This window comes from Fibrella arboris (assembly GCF_041321095.1).
GTDB classification, from domain to species: Bacteria; Bacteroidota; Bacteroidia; order Cytophagales; family Spirosomataceae; genus Fibrella; species Fibrella arboris.
Genome location: NZ_JBGGWE010000002.1, coordinates 512,676 through 529,239, shown reverse-complemented (window position 1 = coordinate 529,239; position 16,564 = coordinate 512,676). Strand labels below are relative to the sequence as shown.

The 16,564-nt window shown below is 53.7% G+C and carries 13 protein-coding genes; 9 read left to right on the top strand and 4 right to left on the bottom strand.

Annotation, left to right across the window (positions count from 1 at the left end):
- Positions 1-39 precede the first annotated feature (39 nt).
- Positions 40-3,099, bottom strand: coding sequence for a SusC/RagA family TonB-linked outer membrane protein (locus ACAW75_RS04695; RefSeq protein ID WP_370727519.1), 3,060 nt, complete (start codon positions 3,097-3,099; stop codon positions 40-42).
- Between the two features lie 1,279 nt (positions 3,100-4,378).
- Here ACAW75_RS04695 and ACAW75_RS04690 point away from each other — a divergent pair.
- Positions 4,379-4,999, top strand: a complete 621-nt coding sequence (locus ACAW75_RS04690; protein WP_370727518.1) for an HAD family hydrolase — start codon at positions 4,379-4,381, stop codon at positions 4,997-4,999.
- Between the two features lie 85 nt (positions 5,000-5,084).
- Here ACAW75_RS04690 and ACAW75_RS04685 read toward each other — a convergent pair whose 3' ends face one another.
- Positions 5,085-6,113, bottom strand: coding sequence for a LacI family DNA-binding transcriptional regulator (locus ACAW75_RS04685; RefSeq protein ID WP_370727517.1), 1,029 nt, complete (start codon positions 6,111-6,113; stop codon positions 5,085-5,087).
- A 20-nt stretch (positions 6,114-6,133) separates the two neighbouring features.
- Positions 6,134-6,334 carry a hypothetical protein gene (locus tag ACAW75_RS04680; protein ID WP_370727516.1) on the bottom strand — a complete coding sequence of 67 codons (201 nt, stop codon included), beginning with the start codon at positions 6,332-6,334 and terminating at the stop codon, positions 6,134-6,136.
- A 108-nt stretch (positions 6,335-6,442) separates the two neighbouring features.
- Between ACAW75_RS04680 and kduI the strand changes: the two genes are divergently transcribed.
- From kduI to ACAW75_RS04660, 4 genes are all read left to right on the top strand, one after another.
- Positions 6,443-7,294, top strand: a complete 852-nt coding sequence (gene kduI / locus ACAW75_RS04675; protein WP_370727515.1) for a 5-dehydro-4-deoxy-D-glucuronate isomerase — start codon at positions 6,443-6,445, stop codon at positions 7,292-7,294.
- Positions 7,295-8,476, top strand: coding sequence for a glycoside hydrolase family 88 protein (locus tag ACAW75_RS04670; RefSeq protein ID WP_370727514.1), 1,182 nt, complete (start codon positions 7,295-7,297; stop codon positions 8,474-8,476).
- A 230-nt stretch (positions 8,477-8,706) separates the two neighbouring features.
- Entirely contained in the window at positions 8,707-10,587 is a 1,881-nt protein-coding gene (locus tag ACAW75_RS04665) for a heparinase II/III domain-containing protein (RefSeq protein ID WP_370727513.1), read from the top strand.
- A gap of 146 nt (positions 10,588-10,733) precedes the next feature.
- On the top strand, positions 10,734-11,507 hold the full coding sequence (locus ACAW75_RS04660; RefSeq protein WP_370727512.1) for an SDR family NAD(P)-dependent oxidoreductase: 774 nt from the start codon (positions 10,734-10,736) through the stop codon (positions 11,505-11,507).
- Positions 11,508-11,598: 91 nt separating this feature from the next.
- Here ACAW75_RS04660 and ACAW75_RS04655 read toward each other — a convergent pair whose 3' ends face one another.
- Positions 11,599-12,579 carry a DUF1028 domain-containing protein gene (locus tag ACAW75_RS04655; protein ID WP_370727511.1) on the bottom strand — a complete coding sequence of 327 codons (981 nt, stop codon included), beginning with the start codon at positions 12,577-12,579 and terminating at the stop codon, positions 11,599-11,601.
- Between the two features lie 136 nt (positions 12,580-12,715).
- Here ACAW75_RS04655 and ACAW75_RS04650 point away from each other — a divergent pair, with 136 nt between their 5' ends.
- From ACAW75_RS04650 to ACAW75_RS04635, 4 genes are all read left to right on the top strand, one after another.
- The gene (locus tag ACAW75_RS04650) at positions 12,716-13,675 is read left to right on the top strand and encodes a nitrilase family protein (protein WP_370727510.1); all 960 of its coding nucleotides are present in this window, start codon (positions 12,716-12,718) and stop codon (positions 13,673-13,675) included.
- A gap of 40 nt (positions 13,676-13,715) precedes the next feature.
- The gene (locus tag ACAW75_RS04645) at positions 13,716-14,573 is read left to right on the top strand and encodes a dienelactone hydrolase family protein (RefSeq protein WP_370727509.1); all 858 of its coding nucleotides are present in this window, start codon (positions 13,716-13,718) and stop codon (positions 14,571-14,573) included.
- 352 nt (positions 14,574-14,925) lie between these two features.
- Positions 14,926-15,453 (top strand): RICIN domain-containing protein, encoded by a 528-nt coding sequence (locus ACAW75_RS04640; protein ID WP_370727508.1) that lies wholly within the window; start codon positions 14,926-14,928, stop codon positions 15,451-15,453.
- A gap of 74 nt (positions 15,454-15,527) precedes the next feature.
- Positions 15,528-16,529, top strand: coding sequence for a family 43 glycosylhydrolase (locus tag ACAW75_RS04635; protein ID WP_370727507.1), 1,002 nt, complete (start codon positions 15,528-15,530; stop codon positions 16,527-16,529).
- Positions 16,530-16,564 lie beyond the last annotated feature (35 nt).

The following is a 16,564-nucleotide window of genomic DNA, read 5'->3' as shown; positions in this document are numbered from 1 at the left end:
TTTGACTGTCTGTAGACACATCAGGTAAACCAGTTGCGCTTAGAATTTGACGTTTAAACCAAAGGTCGTTACCCGGGTGGCTGGCGTTACACCGTTACTCACCGTTCCATCGCTGGTTTCGGGGTCAACACCGTTGTACTTCGACCGGTACGACGAGAAGATGAACGGCTGCTGAATGCTGGTGAACAACCGAAGCGATTGAACGTGGAGTTTAGACGTAATGCTGGTCGGGAAGGTGTACCCAAAGTTGATGTTCCGCACTTTCACAAACGAGCCGTCGAAGTAGATGATTGCCGCGTTGTAGACCGGGAATTCCTGGCTTGAGTTAGGCCGTGGGAATTCATTGGTTGGGTTGTTTGGCGTCCAGTAATCAACCTTGATCTGCTGATAGCGGCCGGCGAGCTGATTATTATCCCGGTGGAAACCACTTAGGATAGTCTGACCGATCCGGGCATAGATGAAGAAGTTCAGGTCAAAGCCTTTATACGCGAACCGGTTTGTAACACCACCGCTCCAGGTTGGGATGTCAGAACCTAAGTACACCCGGTCGTCGGCCGTGATTTTGCCATCATTATTCGTGTCCTGCACTTTAATCTGGCCAACTGTACTCTGGTATGATTTAGCTGCGTCAGCTTCACTGGTTTGCCAGATGCCTGCTTTCTTGTAATCATACATGGCGGTCAGGGGCTTCCCAATAAAGCGCTTGTTCCCTACGTCATCGATCGGTCCATTGAAGAGCGAGATAATGGCTTCTGTATTCTTCGAGAAAACGAAGTCAGACGTCCATTTAAAGCCACCTTTGTTCATGTTCACCGTCGATACGCTAACCTCGATCCCTTTATTCTGGGTCTCACCGATGTTCCGGGTTACCGCATTGAAACCAACAGACGTTGGCAGCAGGTCAGACAGCAGCAGATCAGTTGTGTTGGTCAGGTACGCTTCGATGGCACCCGTCACCCGGCCACGCCAGAGGCTGAAATCCAGACCGATGTTTGTGGTAGTCGACGTTTCCCATTTCAGATCAGGGTTACCAATTGTGTTGGGGCGATAGCCATAAGCCGGGTTGTTACCCCAGGCGTATACCGTACGGTCGAGTAATCCCTGCGTCTGGTATGGCGCTACGCCCTGGTTACCTACCGACCCCCGGCTCGCCCGCAGTTTCAACAGATCGACCCAGGTTGATCCTTTCATGAACTCTTCGTTGCTAATATTCCAGCCCAATGCAATACCAGGGAAGTTACCATATTTGGTATTGACACCAAACCGGCTCGATCCATCCCGGCGAATCGTGGCCGTTAACAGATATTTGTCTTTGTAGTCATAGTTGATCCGGCCCATATACGAGTTAATCGTCCACTGGGTCAGACCGCTACCTACACCCAGTACAGAGCTGGCGTTGCCTTCGTTGTAAAACTGCTGCGATTCAGCCGGAACACCCTGTACTGAAATGTTATTCTGCTCAAAGTTGTCACGCTGAACAGACCACAGTCCGGTGACACCAACGTTATGATCGCCAAATTTTTTGTTATACGTAACTACGTTCTCCAGCGTGTAATTGAAGCCGAATGCGCTAGCCGTAGCTGCCTGTGGGTCTCCCCCCTTACGGGCGTTGGTTTGAGCGCCAATGAACCGGCCAAATCGGTTGATGGTGAAATCAGGTCCGAAATTGACCCGGTATTTCAGACCGTCAAGGATGTTTACTTCCGCATAAATGCTGTTAAAGATCCGGTATTTCTTCCGCTCTTCAATCTGCGCACCCGGCACAACTTCGGCCAGTGGGTTAGTCAATAACGCATCGTTTGTGGGCGAAAAAATCAGATTCCCGTTGTCGTCGTAGGGGCGGCCCAGTGGATTTTGCTGCAGGGTAAAGTTGTATGGGTTGAGCGTCTCCCCATTGCGCAGGCTGTACATCATGTAGGTCGACAGACCAACGCGGAGCACTTTATTGATCTGATGATCGACATTGGCACGCAGCGAATAACGGGTAAAATCAAGACCTGGCATAATACCCTGGTCTTTAAAGTAACCGGCCGAAATGTAGAACTGCGTTTTGTCGTTCCCCCCTTGAATACCCAGCGAGTGGTTCTGCTGAAAACCCTGCTTCAGCAGCAACGACTGCCAGTCTGTGTTCCGGTTGGCAGCAAGACCTGCGGCTACGTTCGGGTCGCCGCCCAGTACGGCAACTTTCGAGTCAGCATACGCATCTGCAACGCCCGTTGGAACCGGATTGCCGTTTGCATCCTTGTAGTTACCCGTGGTCCGGTAGGCTTCCCGAACGTATTCGGCAAACTCAGCACCGCTGAACAGGTGAACCTTATCAAGCGCGTCGGTAACACCCGCGTAGTTATCGTAGCTGATCGTCGTCTTGTTATTGGCAAGACCCCGTTTGGTCGTAACCAGTACAACGCCGTTGGCACCCCGAGCCCCGTAAATGGCTGTGGCAGTAGCATCTTTCAGGATTTCCATTGAGCCAACATCATTCGGGTTGATATCCTCGTAACCGGCCGACAGTGGAATTCCATCTACTACATACAGGGGGTCATTACCCGCATTGAACGAACGACGACCACGAATCCGGATCGTTGGCACAGAACCTGGCCGACTACCCGACTGCGCTACGTCGACACCCGCTACCCGGCCCTGCATGGCCTGGCCAATGTTGGTAATTGGCTGCTCGGTGATTTGCTTGGGTGTAACCGATGAGATAGCGCCCGTTGTCTGGCTTTTTCGCAGGCTACCATACCCCACAACCACCACTTCATTCAGCGCCCGCTCGTCGTTGGCCAGCGTCACGTTGATGGCGCTACGGCTGCCAACAGTCTGCTCCTGTGAGGTGAAGCCTACTGATGAAAATACCAGTACGGCTCTGTCGTTTGGTACACTGATGCGGTAGTTGCCTTCTGCATCAGTAGTGGTGCCGCGCGTGCTTCCTTTAACAGTCACGGTCACGCCGGGTAACCCAATTTGCTCGTCGCTGACGCGGCCAGTAACACTGCGTTCCTGCGCAAAGGCCGAAGCCGTACACAGACAGCATAGCCATAAAAAGGCTAATGCAACTTTCCGCCGATACTGCGGCGCACTGAGGTAGTAAGAGATCATAGATTGGAAGGGTATTATTTAAACATAGAGTTTAACTAAATGAACTTGCGATTGAGAATACTTCACTATTCGTGGCAAAAGTTTACCTTTTACCGGAATCTACTTGTTTAGATTTAGGGTAATCCCTAGCAGCGATCAATTAATTCCGGCTGAATGGGCTACTACACCGTTTTCGTAAATTGCCTATACGATAAAATACTTGCTTACTATAGGTCAGGTATGAGTATTTATCCATGCTTATCGCCTGTTTGCTATCCTTTCGATCCGGGATTATGGGTTAGTGGGCCGCCGGAGACAGCTTCGGAGAACAACCTACGGATCAAGTAGAAAATTGGTAGGATTAGCGGTCAACTGCCCCTTACCACACCACCAAGTTTGGGATGGAAGGCTTGTCAATCTGGTTAAGCGTTCAACATAGTCTGGCCAATGTCTGGGTAACGGTGACCGTATCTGTGGGTACGTACCGATTGGGCAACCCCATTCGCTGAAGCAGACGGTTTGTAAAAACAAAAGCCTGAAAATGGTGTGATTTGGCGCGTTCGATAAACGAACCGGAACCACTCGGCCCGAAGCAGATCGTCGAAGCAATTTATTGGCCGCCAGCGATGGAACGGACAAACTCAGGTACGTGGCTTACACCGATTTTTTATCGGCGTTGGCGATCTTTTTCTATTCCCGGATAGGGGCTGTACTCAGTTTGCCGACTCGCCAGTTCAGCGTCAGGCAGCTGTTCCGATTGGCCGTGTAACTGGAGCCGTCTGACAGAAAAGTAGCCATACGCTGCTGTGAGTTGACAAGGCTGTACTCCCGAACGTGGCCGTTCCGATGCTGTTTTGCGGCCTGATCACTTCCCTGGCTGAGAAACCGTAGTGATGGAAACCCGATAATGGACCTTTTATCGAAGGCATTGCGAGGGACACGACCCGTTGGTTTGGCTACTATAATTTTTTGAAGTTGAACCGATCGATCTATTGATCGTCATCTGATGACTCCAGTTCCGGTTGCTGGTCTGACAGGTGGGGCTGTTCCGTAGGTTGTAGTGTAAGCCAATCGCTGTTTCGTTGATTGGGGCGGACTGGTGAATAGGTAATTGGGGTAAATTGGTAATCGGGTGATAGTTTGCAGCCATTTAACGTAGGTTGAAGCTGGCTCAACTGTTGAGTTAACTCAGCTCCTGGCATCCCAACAAAGCGGCGGTCCGCCGTTACGGGATGGCAAATGGCCACGAAGCCTACGCAGACCGTACCCTTCAACAGCTTTGCAACCTGTTTGCCTTTCCATGATCAAGACCATTATTTTCGATTTGGGCGCGGTGCTCATCGACTGGAATCCGCACTACCTGTATAAGACCATTTTTGCCGACGAAACCGAGCGCAACGCTTTTCTTAACACGGTCTGTACCTCCGACTGGAACGAAGAGCAGGACGGTGGCCGCTCCCTGCAGGAGGCAACCGGTCTGCTGATAACTCAATTTCCAGAACATGAAACAGCCATCCGGGCCTATTACGGCCGTTGGACAGAGATGCTTGGCGGGCCCATTCAGGGAACCGTCGATATCTTTTCGGCGCTGAAGGCCACTGGTCAATACAGGTTCTACGCCCTCACCAACTGGTCGGCCGAAACGTTTCCGATTGCCCTGGCGCAATTCGATTTTCTATCGTGGTTCGACGGCATCCTCGTGTCGGGCGCTGAAAAAGACCGGAAGCCGTTCGCCTCTTTTTACAACACCCTCCTCGATCGCTTCGACATCGACCGGTCAACGGCCCTGTTCATCGACGATAACTACCGGAATATCCTGGCCGCCGAAGCAATCGGCATCCAAAGCATCCACTTCACCAGCCCCGATGACCTACGGTCCCGGTTAACCGATTTCGGTATTGAGCTGGAGAAAGCAGGATGATGCGGTGGTGGTTTTTTTTGAATGCTGTAGGCGTGTTGGGGTATCTCGCGTGTCAGTCAGGTAAAGGCTACATCGCTTCACAAGTTCACGTCCCTTTCCGCGATGAGTCACGGATGATCAATTCGGTGCGCATCATCTTCGTTTCAGGTAGGTAGGTCTCCGTGTCATCCGCTTCAATCTGCTTAAGCAACAGGCGGACGGTCTCCATGCCCATCTCCTGAATTGGCTGGCTGACGCTGCTTAGCGATGGCGTGAGAAAATCGCACAGGGGTTCGTTGTTGAAGCTCACCACGGCCAGATCATCGGGTATTCGAAGTCCTCTTTCTTTTAAGGCGAATAGCGCCACTAAGGCAATCCGGTCGCTGATGGTCAGCAGGCCGTCGGGTGGTTTGGGTACTTTCATCAGGGCCAGCGCTTGCTGCCGGGTACGTTCAGGTGTGAAGTCGCAGTGGAGGATATACGATTTATCCTCGGCTAACCCGGCATCGGCCAGGGCGGCCCGGTAACCAGCCAGTCGCTCGTTGCTGATCAGTAGCTGCGGCGGGCCCGCCAACACGGCAATGCGCTGGCAGCCGTTTTCGATTAAATGCATGGTGGCATTGTAGGCGGCTTCCTGGTTGTTGACGATGACTTTATCCGCCGCAATGGAATCGGCGTACCGGTCGAACAAGACAACGGGAATGCCTTTCCGGACGAGCCGGTCTACGTGTTCGCAGTTATCGGTGTCGCGCGAGAGAGAAATAATGAAGCCTTCTACCTGACTGCGGAGCAGATTCTGAACGTGGGTGGCTTCGCGCAGGTACGATTCGTTCGACTGGCAGACAAGCACGCTGTAACCCGCCTGCATGGCGGCTTCTTCAATGCTGTTGAGCATCGCCGAAAAGTAGTAGTAGCTCAGGTTCGGCACAATGACGCCAATGGTACGGGTGCGGCTCTTAAGTAGATTTTTCGCCAGTTGATTGGGCTGATAATCCAGTTCTTCGGCCAGCCGCATTACGGCGGCGCGGGTGTCGGCATGGATCTCCGGCATACCCCGCAACGCCCTGGAGACCGTTGAAATCGAGATATTCAGGGCTTTAGCAATGTCTTTGATCGTAACCGGCGTGCTTCTCATGTGGGAAACGTTAACTAGGATTATTTCTGGTTTGGCACGCTGATAGTTTCACCATTTGCCAGGCAGGCGGTGGGAGCTGGAAGCCAAACAGTGCCGGGCCCGCCAGTAATTTTCGTTAGAATCGTGTTGAATGCAAACGTTTCCGCAAACGTTTGCACGAAGATATTTTCAATCCGGTCAGTAAATAGCTTGGTATGCTCATTTCCTGCATAGACATTCATCGATACATCTACGTTTCACTGGCCCTGGGCGTTGAAAACAGCCATGGCGAAGTCAGTAGTAGATGATCTCGATAATTTAACTTTTCCTGGAAACAGCGCAACCAAACAATGAGCTTACCCATCGCTTCGCTACCTATTCGTCATGCCATCGGCCTGAACGAACTAAAACACTCGACCACTGAGAGCCTGCGTGCTGATTTTCTGATCGAATCGCTGTTTGAGGCCAATACCATTCAGGCCGTATATACGCATTACGACCGGGTGATTGTGGGTGGTGCCCTGCCCACGACCGAATCGGTTGCGCTGCCAACCTATGACAATCTGAAGTCGACCTACTTTCTGGAACGGCGTGAACTGGGGATTATCAATGTGGGCGGATCTGGGTCGGTTACAGTCGATGGGACGGTTTATTCGCTCAATAAACTGGATGGCCTCTATGTGGGGAAGGGGTGTCGGGACGTATCGTTTCAAAGTGCCACCGCCGCCGACCCTGCCCGTTTCTTCCTGATGTCGGCCCCTGCCCATGCGGTGCATCCAACCGCCAAACTGGCTAAAGAAGAGGCCAATCCAACCCGTCTGGGCGCCCGCGAAACGGCCAATGAACGCACCATCTACAAGTACATCCACGCGGCCGGACTGGCGAGCTGCCAGCTGGTGATGGGGCTGACGGTGCTGGAATCGGGGAGTATCTGGAACACCATGCCCGCCCACGTGCACGACCGCCGCATGGAAACGTACCTGTACTTCGACGTACCTGCCGACCACCGTGTTTTCCACCTGATGGGCCCACCCGACCAGACCCGGCACATCGTAGTCGCTAATCACCAGGCCATTCTGTCGCCACCCTGGTCGATTCACTCGGGCGCTGGCACCGCTTCCTATTCGTTCATCTGGGGCATGGCGGGCGAAAACCTCGACTTTGCCGACATGGATTTTGCACCTATTTCTACCCTTCGATAAATGATCCGTTACACAACCCTGATTGCCCTGTTGTGTTTGACCCGGCTGGCGTCGGCGCAGACACAGGCCCCTATTGATGTGAAAGGCGCTTTCGCCGTGGCTGCCAGGCAGTACGACGGCATGCTGAAAGCGCACCCCGATACCACCCGATTCCCGCAGTCGACGAATCCAGATGGCACGCCGCGCGACATGAAATCAGACTGGTGGTGCAGCGGCTTTTTCGGCGGCTCCCTTTGGTACCTGTTTCAGGAAGCTGGTGATGTACGCTGGAAAAAATCGGCTGAACTTTGGACAGCTGCCGTGAAAAAAGAGCAGTATAACACCGGGACGCACGATCTGGGCTTCATGATCTATTGCCCGTTCGGGAATGGCTATCGGCTCACGAAAAACGAATCCTACAAGCCCGTTATGCTCACGGCGGCCAAGTCGCTGGCGACCCGTTTCGATCCGAAAGTGGGGCTGATCAAATCGTGGAACAAGTTTCAGACGTATAGCTATCCCGTGATCATCGATAACATGATGAACCTGGAACTGCTGTTCTGGGCGGCCAAGAACGGCGGTGATAAACGGCTGAGAGAGATTGCCATCATCCACGCCGACAATACGCTGAAAAACCACTACCGTCCCGATGGCAGCAGTTTCCACGTGGTCTGTTACAACCCGGACGGAACAGTCGCCGCCAAAAAAACAGCGCAGGGATACGCCGATGGATCGGCATGGGCACGCGGACAAGCCTGGGGATTGTACGGCTACACGGTCATGTATCGGGAAACAAAGGACAAAAAATACCTCGATCAGGCGCGCCGCATCGCCGACTTTTATCTGAATCACCCGAATCTGCCCGCCGACAAAGTGCCGTACTGGGATTTCAATGCACCGGGTATTCCGAACGAAGAGCGCGACGCCTCTGCCGCAGCCATCACGGCATCGGCGCTGCTGGAACTAGGTACGTATGGCGGTCCTTCGGCTAAAACCTACACGCAAGCGGCAGAACAGATGCTACAAAGCCTGTCGAGCCCAACGTACCGGGCCAACCCCGGCGAGAACAACCACTTCATTATCAAGCATTGTGTAGGCCATAAGCCCGCCAAAAGCGAAGTCGACGTGCCGCTCGTTTACGCCGATTATTACTACCTCGAAGCCCTGCTACGCTACGAGGCGCTGAATAAGAAACGGGGGTAGTGGTAATATGGGCTTTTGAAAAATATCGTTGTCGCTCGCCTGTGGCGAGTGATGCTTATCTGTAGGGCCTCTGGCCCGGCGTTACATTTCGGGGTACTTAGGCAAGTTTCGGGAACGGGCCAGAGGCCCTGCAGATAAGAGCCACTCGCCACAGGCGAGCGACAACGGAATTACTAATAGCGTCAGCAACTTTCAGCAACACATTTACTGCTCCCTAAACCAACCTCGTAATGAACCAGAATCGGCTGTATCTCCTACTGATTGTTTTACTGAGTAGCCTGCCTGCTTTCAGTCAGGATAATCCATTAAATGCGGCGACAAAGGTGCCCGCTCATCCGCGGATCTTGCTGTTGAAAGGGGAGGAGCAGACGATTCAGAAAACGATCAACGCCGATCCGACCTGGGCGAAAATGCATCAGGCTATTCTGGCAGAAGCTGACGCATTGCTGAATGCGCCTATGCCCGAACGTACCTTGATCGGTCGACGGTTATTAAGCGTATCGCGTGAGTCGCTTCGGCGCATTTTTATTCTCTCGTACGCCTGGCGACTGACCCAGCAACCAACGTACCTGAAACGGGGCGAGAAGGAGATGCTGGCCGCTTCGGCCTTCACCGACTGGAACCCGTCGCACTTCCTCGATGTGGCTGAGATGACCCTGGCCGTGGCGATTGGCTACGATTGGTTATATACCGGCTTGTCGGATCAATCGAAGGCCACGATTCGAGACGCAATGGTGAAAAAAGGCATCGAACCGTCGCTCGATCCCAAGAACAACAGTTGGCTAAAAGCTACCCATAACTGGAATCAGGTCTGTAACGCGGGTATCGCCTATGGTGCGCTGGCTATCTACGAAGACCATCCCGAACTGGCCCGTACCCTGATCAACCGCGCCATCACAACCGTGAAATTGCCGATGGGGGACTATAAGCCAACGGGCGCCTACCAGGAAGGGTACGGTTACTGGGGGTACGGAACCAGCTTCAACGTACTGCTGATCAGCGCCCTCGAAAAAGCGTTTGGCCAAGATTTTGGCCTGTCGGAGGCTCCCGGTTTTATGAAAACGGCGTCGTTCATGGAGAACATGACGGGCCCAACCGGCACGCCGTTCAACTACTCCGATTCGGGCGGGGGCAGCGAGTTGCAGCCCGCCATGTTCTGGTTTGCCAATAAGCTGCATGACCCGTCGCTGTTGCTTGAAGAACGTCGCCAGCTACAGCAGGTACCCGCCACAAAACACGTCAGAAACCGACTGATTCCGGCCGTTATGCTCTGGAGCGCAGGGCTCAAACTCGACAAGATCAACGTACCTACGTCGAACGTCTGGGTGGGGAGCGGTACCAATCCGGTGGCGATGATGCGCTCGTCGTGGTCAGACCCGGCGGCAATCTACGTTGGCGTTAAAACCGGATCGCCCAGCGTCAACCACGGCCACATGGACGTTGGCTCGTTCGTCATGGATGCCGATGGCGTTCGCTGGGCGATGGACTTCGGCATGGAAGAATATAATCCGCTGGAAACGAACGGCATCAAGCTGTGGGGAATGAAGCAGGACTCGGAGCGGTGGACGGTATTCCGGTATAACAACTTCGCACACAATACGCTGACCATCAATGGTCAGCTTCAGCAAGTAAAGGGTCATTCACAAATCACGTCGTCGTCGGCTAAACCAGACTTTATGAACGTGACCACCGATCTGACGCCCATCTACAGTGAGCAGGTCGCCAAAGCGAATCGGGGCGTTGCCATCGTGAACAAGTCGTACGTGCTGGTGCGCGACGAGCTGGAAACGTTACCGAAAGAAACCACTGTACGCTGGACAATGGCCACACCCGCCACGGTAACCATCACCGGCGACAACCGGGCTGAACTGACAAAGAATGGCAAGAAGCTTACACTACAGGTACAGGCACCGGCTAAGGTGGTCATGAAAACCTGGCCAACGACGCCCTCGCGTAGTTTTGAAAATCCGAACACGGGCACCACGTTAGTTGGCTTTGAGGTCACGTTGCCAGCTGGGTCAACATCAGCGCTTACCGTGCTATTACTTCCCGAAAAAGCGGGCAATTCGGGCTCGTTACCTGTTTTACCGTTAGCGCAATGGCCAAAGTAAGCGGTGTGTCTGTTAATTGCTTCGCGAGCTAGGCTTCGCGCTGTAGGCCCTTCGACCGCAGCGCGGAGCAACAAGCCTTAACGCAGTAAACACACCCTCAAACAGTACTGATCTAAACTCTTTATACAAAATCTCTTTCCTCCACAATGCCCAACGTACTTCACTCATTTTCATTAGCCGGTAAGGTTGCTTTAGTAACAGGTTGCAATCGGGGTATCGGCAAAGCCATGGCCGAGGCGCTGGCCGAAGCAGGAGCCGACATCATTGGCGTGTCTGCCAATTTGCCCGCCGAAGGAAGCGCCGTGGGACAGGCCGTTAACGCACTGGGCCGTCGCTTTTACGCGTACCAGGCTAATTTCGGGCAGCGTGCGTCGCTATACGCCTTTATCGAAAAAGTAAAAGCCGCCCATCCCGTCATCGACATTCTGGTGAACAATGCAGGCACAATACTGCGTCAGCCCGCCGCCGAACATACCGATGCCTACTGGGACGAGGTAATTGAGGTGAACCAGAATGCCCAGTTCATTCTGACGCGCGAAATCGGCAAACGGATGATTGAGCAGGGGAGCGGCAAAGTCATTTTCACAGCGTCTCTTCTGACCTTTCAGGGTGGGATCAACGTACCTGGCTATGCCGCCAGCAAAGGCGCAATCGGTAGCCTGGTGAAAGCATTCGCCAACGAATGGGCAAGTAAAGGCCTCAACGTGAACGCCATTGCACCCGGCTACATTTCGACCGATAATACCGAAGCCCTCCGCGCCGACGCCGACCGGAGTGCATCGATCCTTGGTCGTATTCCGGCAGCCCGTTGGGGTGAGCCCGAGGATTTCAAAGGTCCGGTGGTATTCCTGGCATCAGAAGCCGCCAGCTACGTTCACGGCACCATCCTCACCGTCGACGGTGGCTGGATGGGGCGGTAGGTTTTTAGTTTACCGTTTTCTGTTGCGCTGCAAAGGCTAAATTACCTTCCCAGGCAGCGCAACAGAAAACGGTAAACAGCAAACGGTAAACTTATTTAATCAATTGCGCCAGCTCCGATTCCGAAACCGTCAGTAAACCAACCTTGGGTAATCGGCGGGTGAGTTCGCGCCAGTTCTGGTCCTGTGCGTAAATGCCGCGTAGCATACTGGCGGCTTTGGGGACCTGTTTGGTGTTGGCGAGCGCAATGGCGGTCCAGTATTGCATTTCCAGATTTTTCGGGAAGAGCTTCATGGCTGCACCGTAGGCTTCCATCGCGGCTTTCATATCGTTTTTCTCTGTGGCCAGATCGCCATTGTTCATGAACTCATACGCACGGTGAGTACGTAGCAGACGCCCCATCTCCGTCAGCGGCTGTTCCGCGTCGTCTACCCGCAAGTCTACGAGGTGATTGTCGTTCCAGGGTTCGTCCGTTGCCTTACCCTTCACCACCAGGAGCACTGCCGATTGCCGACCACGAATGTCGCCGCCGGCAGCCTGGGCTGCGTTCAACGCGCTCAATGCCCGTTCGGGAAGGGGCAGAGCACTGTTTTTTTCAAACGCCGTTGCCATCGCATCAGGTACGGTATTGGTAAGCATCATGTTGGCCTGCACCGAAAAGTTCTTGCCTTTTTTATGCCCGGCAAAATCGATGCATTTATTGCCGGTATGTACGGCCACGTTGCCTTTGGCGTCGGCAATGGCTACCTGCCGTACCTCGCGGCCTTCGTCGGTACGGAGTAATTCATCCAGGGCTTCCTGGGCTGTCTTGCCCGATTTGAGCAGTTGAAGGCCTCGAATGCCAAACGATTTATTGGTGAACGACTGGGTCGCCACTACGCCAACGCCTGCCTCGCCCCACGAAACCGACGTACCTACCGAAAACCAGTGGCTTTGAACCCCAACGGCCAGATCGCCCGTCTTTTCGTCGCGGGCAACAATGGAAAAAGTGTGCGCAAACGGATCGCCCTTCAACGTGTGTTGGGCGGTGGCGAATAAAGGCAGGCTGATGAAGAGAAAAAAGAATTTACGCATCGTTCTGGTTGATTGCTTTGGTCAAAAATAAGCGAAACAGACTGGTAAACCGGCTTTTTTGTCCCCCTGCACGGTAACCTGCTCTTGTTTCTCTCTTTTGCGTTCGAGTGCTAAACCGCCTACGTTAGACCAGCTTATGCAGAACCTGAAAATTGCGACTGCCCAGTTTGAAAATGCCAGTGGCGATAAGGCCGCGAATCTGGCCATCATCAGGCAACTGGCGGGAGAGGCCGCCCGGCAGGGAGCGGAGGTCGTTGCCTTTCACGAATGCTCCATCACGGGTTATACCTTTGCCCGGCACCTGTCGAAAGAGCAGATGCTGGCGGTGGCCGAGTTTATCCCGGAGGGGGAAAGTATCGAATCGCTTCGGCAGATCGCCCGGGAGCATAATATTGTCGTACTGGCTGGCCTGTTTGAAAAAGACCAGGACGATCAGCTCTTTAAAGCCTACGTCTGCGTTGATAAGAATGGGCTGGTGGCCAAGTACCGCAAGCTGCATCCGTTCATCAATCCGCATATTCTACCTGGCAACGAATACGTCATCTTCGAGCTGTTTGGCTGGACATGCGGCATTCTTATCTGCTACGACAACAATATCGTGGAGAACGTACGGGCCACGGCCTTGCTCGGTGCCGACATTATTTTTATGCCACACGTGACCATGATGACGCCCTCTACCCGGCCCGGCGCTGGCTTTGCCGATCCAGCCTTGTGGGCAAACCGGGAGGCCGATCCAACCTCCCTCCGGCTGGAGTTCGACGGGCTGAAAGGACGTACCTGGCTCATGAAATGGTTGCCCGCCCGCGCCTATGACAATGGTATCTACGTGGTTTTCTCGAATCCAATCGGCATGGACGAAGACCAGCTCAAAAATGGGTGCTCCATGATTCTGGATCCGTTCGGGGATATTCTGGCCGAGTGCCGCCAGTTGGGTAATGAGGTCGTAACGGCCACCTGTACGCCCGAAAAACTACAGCAGGCGGGTGGTTATCGCTACCGCAAGGCCCGCCGCCCCGATCTGTATGCCGACGTGCTGGGACAATCCCATCAATCAGAGCAAAAAGTAGTCTGGCTTACCAACGACGAAACTGCGTAATCGATCTTTCCAATCAACACTAACTAGCTAAAAACCAAGCATGGATCAGCGCATTATTAACCTGTTCGACGAATACACGCACAAGCCACTCAAACGCGACGATTTCCTGAAGCGACTGGCCAAATTAACGGGGAGCATGGCTGCTGCCATGAGCGTTTTGCCACTACTGGAAGTCAACTATGCACACGCCGCCACCGTAGCCCATACCGACGACCGGATCAAAACAGAGTCGATCACCTACCCGGGCGACGGCACAACCATGAAAGGCTATCTGGCTCGTCCGGCGGCGGCTGGAAAATACCCTGCCGTGGTGGTGATTCACGAAAACCGGGGGCTGAACCCGCACATCGAAGACATTACCCGGCGGATGGCGCTGGCCGGCTTCGTGGCCATGGCCCCCGATGCGCTGTCAGCGGCTGGCGGTACGCCAACCGACGAAACTCAGATGCGCGACTTGTTCGGCAAGCTCGATGCAACGGTGACGCGTAACAACTTCGTGAAAGGAGTCGAGTACATGAAGAATCGCCCCGATAGCACCGGCAAGGTGGGCTGTGTTGGCTTCTGTTGGGGCGGTGCTATGGCCAACCAACTAGCCATCCATTCGCCGGACCTGAAGGCGGCCGTGCCGTTCTATGGCCGCCAGCCCGAAGCCGCCGACGTACCCAAGATCAAGGCGGCCGTGCAACTCCATTACGGTGGCCTCGACGAGCGCATCAATGCCGGTATTCCGGCTTACGAAGCCGCCTTGAAAGCGGCCAAGGTGCCCTACGAATTGTATGTATACGAAGGAGCACAGCACGCCTTCAACAACGATACGGCCCCAACCCGCTACAACGAAGCCGCTGCTAAACTGGCCTGGGAACGCACCACAAAATTCCTGAAAGAAAAACTGGTGTAGCTTTTCGACTGGATGAACAGGATTTCAGGATTTATTCTGCGCTGGTCCTTTTGTGCGGGTAAAGTAGCCATCCTGAAAATTCTGTTCATCGTGCCGGAGAAACTCTCCTAACTACGCCTGCGTACTTGCCTGAAAAGGAGTGCCGGGCTGCTGTAGGAATAGTTAGCTCCAAAACCGGATTTGTCAACTTGAATCCTGTCACTTCTATGAACTGACAGGGCTTTCTCATAAAACAAAATCCTTCTAGCATTGCTTCGCGCTGGTTTATGGCTGACGCATGGCCCGCCGCTGCGGTCGACGGGCCATGCGTCAGCTATTTTCACCTATTTCCCTGCTAGACACTTTCCCTGTTATGAAAAAGCACTTGCTCGTTGGTCTTTGGTTGATTTATGCACTGCTAAATCAAACGGTTTTGTTTGCTCAGTCACTTAAAGGGACATATGCCATTAAAAATGTGCAGACGGGCATGTTGCTCCGGGTAGAAGACGCCAACCGGAAAGACGGGACGCCCCTTGTGCTCTACAACCCGGTAAACTGGAAGTGCATGACCTGGGATTTTCAGCCGACATCCGTTGGCGATGGCAATGGCAGCTATAAACTGAAAAACCTTTTTACCCGCAAAACACTTCAACCCGTCGAGGCTGATCCGAAAGCAGGTGTGGCCCTGGAACAGCGACCACTATCAACTACGGCACCCAATCAGGAGTGGGAGTTTATTTCCGTTGCGGCCAATACGTACCTGATCCGGCTGAAGGGCTCGCAACTCTATATCACGCCGGCCAACGAAAAAGGATCGACCAATTCGCGGGTCATCCTGATGGGTAAACAGACTGGCCAGCTTCAACACTGGACCATCTACGAACAGCATCCAACCTCGTGAACAGCCTTCATGCTTCATCAGGCTCAGCATAAGGCTAGATCTTGTACGTATGTCGATTTAGTAAGTAGTTGATTATGAGAAAACTAGTTGAGGGTCTTATCGTTGCTTTAGTGTTGGTTGGTGCATTGATCAAGCCAGCTCAGGCTCAGTCTACAAAGCCGACAATGATGTTTGGTGATACAGATCACCGGCCGGGAGGCTACGCTAAAGATCCGCACGTGGTCTGGTTCAAAAACCGATACCTCCTTTATTATTCCGTGCCGGTGAGCAAAGATTCGTCTGGAGCCGATCGTTGGGGGATTGGCATTGCTGAAAGCCGGGACTTAACAACCTGGCAGAAAATCGCCGAAATAGCCCCCGCTGCCGACTACGAACGGAAAGGATTATGCGCGCCGGGCGCTCTGGTCCGGGATGAAAAGGTACATCTGTTCTACCAGACCTACGGCAACGGCCGCAACGACGCGATCTGCCATGCCGTGTCGAGCGACGGTGTTCATTTCGACCGTAATCCGACTAACCCGATTGTCAAGCCCGCCCTCAGCGACTGGTCGTGTGGGCGGGCCATTGACGCAGAGGTGATTCAGTTCAGGGATCGCTACTTTCTGTATTTCGCCACGCGTGACCCTGCCTTCAAAATTCAGCAGCTAGGCGTTGCCGTGGCGCCCGCAACGACCAATTTTGACCGTAAAGACTGGACGTTGCTGTCGACAGATGGGCCAATCCTGAAGCCGGAATTGCCCTGGGAAGGCGAGTGCATTGAAGGCGCATCGGTGATTCAACGCGGAAATGAACTGGTCATGTTTTATGCCGGTGCCTACAACAACTGGCCGCAGCAGATCGGCGTGGCCCGCAGTAACGATGGCCTGCATTGGGAACGTACCCAGACCGAGCCTTTTCTGCACAACGGGGCCCCCGGAAGCTGGAACAGCAGCGAGTCGGGTCATCCGCATATTTTTACGGCCCCCACCGGTAAGACGTACCTGTTTTATCAGGGCAACAACGATAAAGGCAAAACCTGGTTTCTGTCGAATCGGGAGGTCAAGTGGAAAAAGAGTAACCCCGAGCTGATCAACTGACCAGCGGATCGGTTGCTGGCAGGTGACACAGAGAA

What these genes read in the sequence shown, in the direction of transcription:
- ACAW75_RS04680 (WP_370727516.1), bottom strand. Translation starts at nt 6,334, where the DNA reads ATGAATGTCTATGCAGGAAATGAGCATACCAAGCTATTTACTGACCGG.
- ACAW75_RS04655 (WP_370727511.1), bottom strand. Translation starts at nt 12,579, where the DNA reads ATGCGTAAATTCTTTTTTCTCTTCATCAGCCTGCCTTTATTCGCCACC.
- ACAW75_RS04645 (WP_370727509.1), top strand. Translation starts at nt 13,716, where the DNA reads ATGGATCAGCGCATTATTAACCTGTTCGACGAATACACGCACAAGCCA.
- ACAW75_RS04665 (WP_370727513.1), top strand. Translation starts at nt 8,707, where the DNA reads ATGAACCAGAATCGGCTGTATCTCCTACTGATTGTTTTACTGAGTAGC.
- ACAW75_RS04640 (WP_370727508.1), top strand. Translation starts at nt 14,926, where the DNA reads ATGAAAAAGCACTTGCTCGTTGGTCTTTGGTTGATTTATGCACTGCTA.
- ACAW75_RS04670 (WP_370727514.1), top strand. Translation starts at nt 7,295, where the DNA reads ATGATCCGTTACACAACCCTGATTGCCCTGTTGTGTTTGACCCGGCTG.
- ACAW75_RS04635 (WP_370727507.1), top strand. Translation starts at nt 15,528, where the DNA reads ATGAGAAAACTAGTTGAGGGTCTTATCGTTGCTTTAGTGTTGGTTGGT.
- kduI (WP_370727515.1), top strand. Translation starts at nt 6,443, where the DNA reads ATGAGCTTACCCATCGCTTCGCTACCTATTCGTCATGCCATCGGCCTG.
- ACAW75_RS04685 (WP_370727517.1), bottom strand. Translation starts at nt 6,113, where the DNA reads ATGAGAAGCACGCCGGTTACGATCAAAGACATTGCTAAAGCCCTGAAT.
- ACAW75_RS04660 (WP_370727512.1), top strand. Translation starts at nt 10,734, where the DNA reads ATGCCCAACGTACTTCACTCATTTTCATTAGCCGGTAAGGTTGCTTTA.
- ACAW75_RS04695 (WP_370727519.1), bottom strand. Translation starts at nt 3,099, where the DNA reads ATGATCTCTTACTACCTCAGTGCGCCGCAGTATCGGCGGAAAGTTGCA.
- ACAW75_RS04690 (WP_370727518.1), top strand. Translation starts at nt 4,379, where the DNA reads ATGATCAAGACCATTATTTTCGATTTGGGCGCGGTGCTCATCGACTGG.
- ACAW75_RS04650 (WP_370727510.1), top strand. Translation starts at nt 12,716, where the DNA reads ATGCAGAACCTGAAAATTGCGACTGCCCAGTTTGAAAATGCCAGTGGC.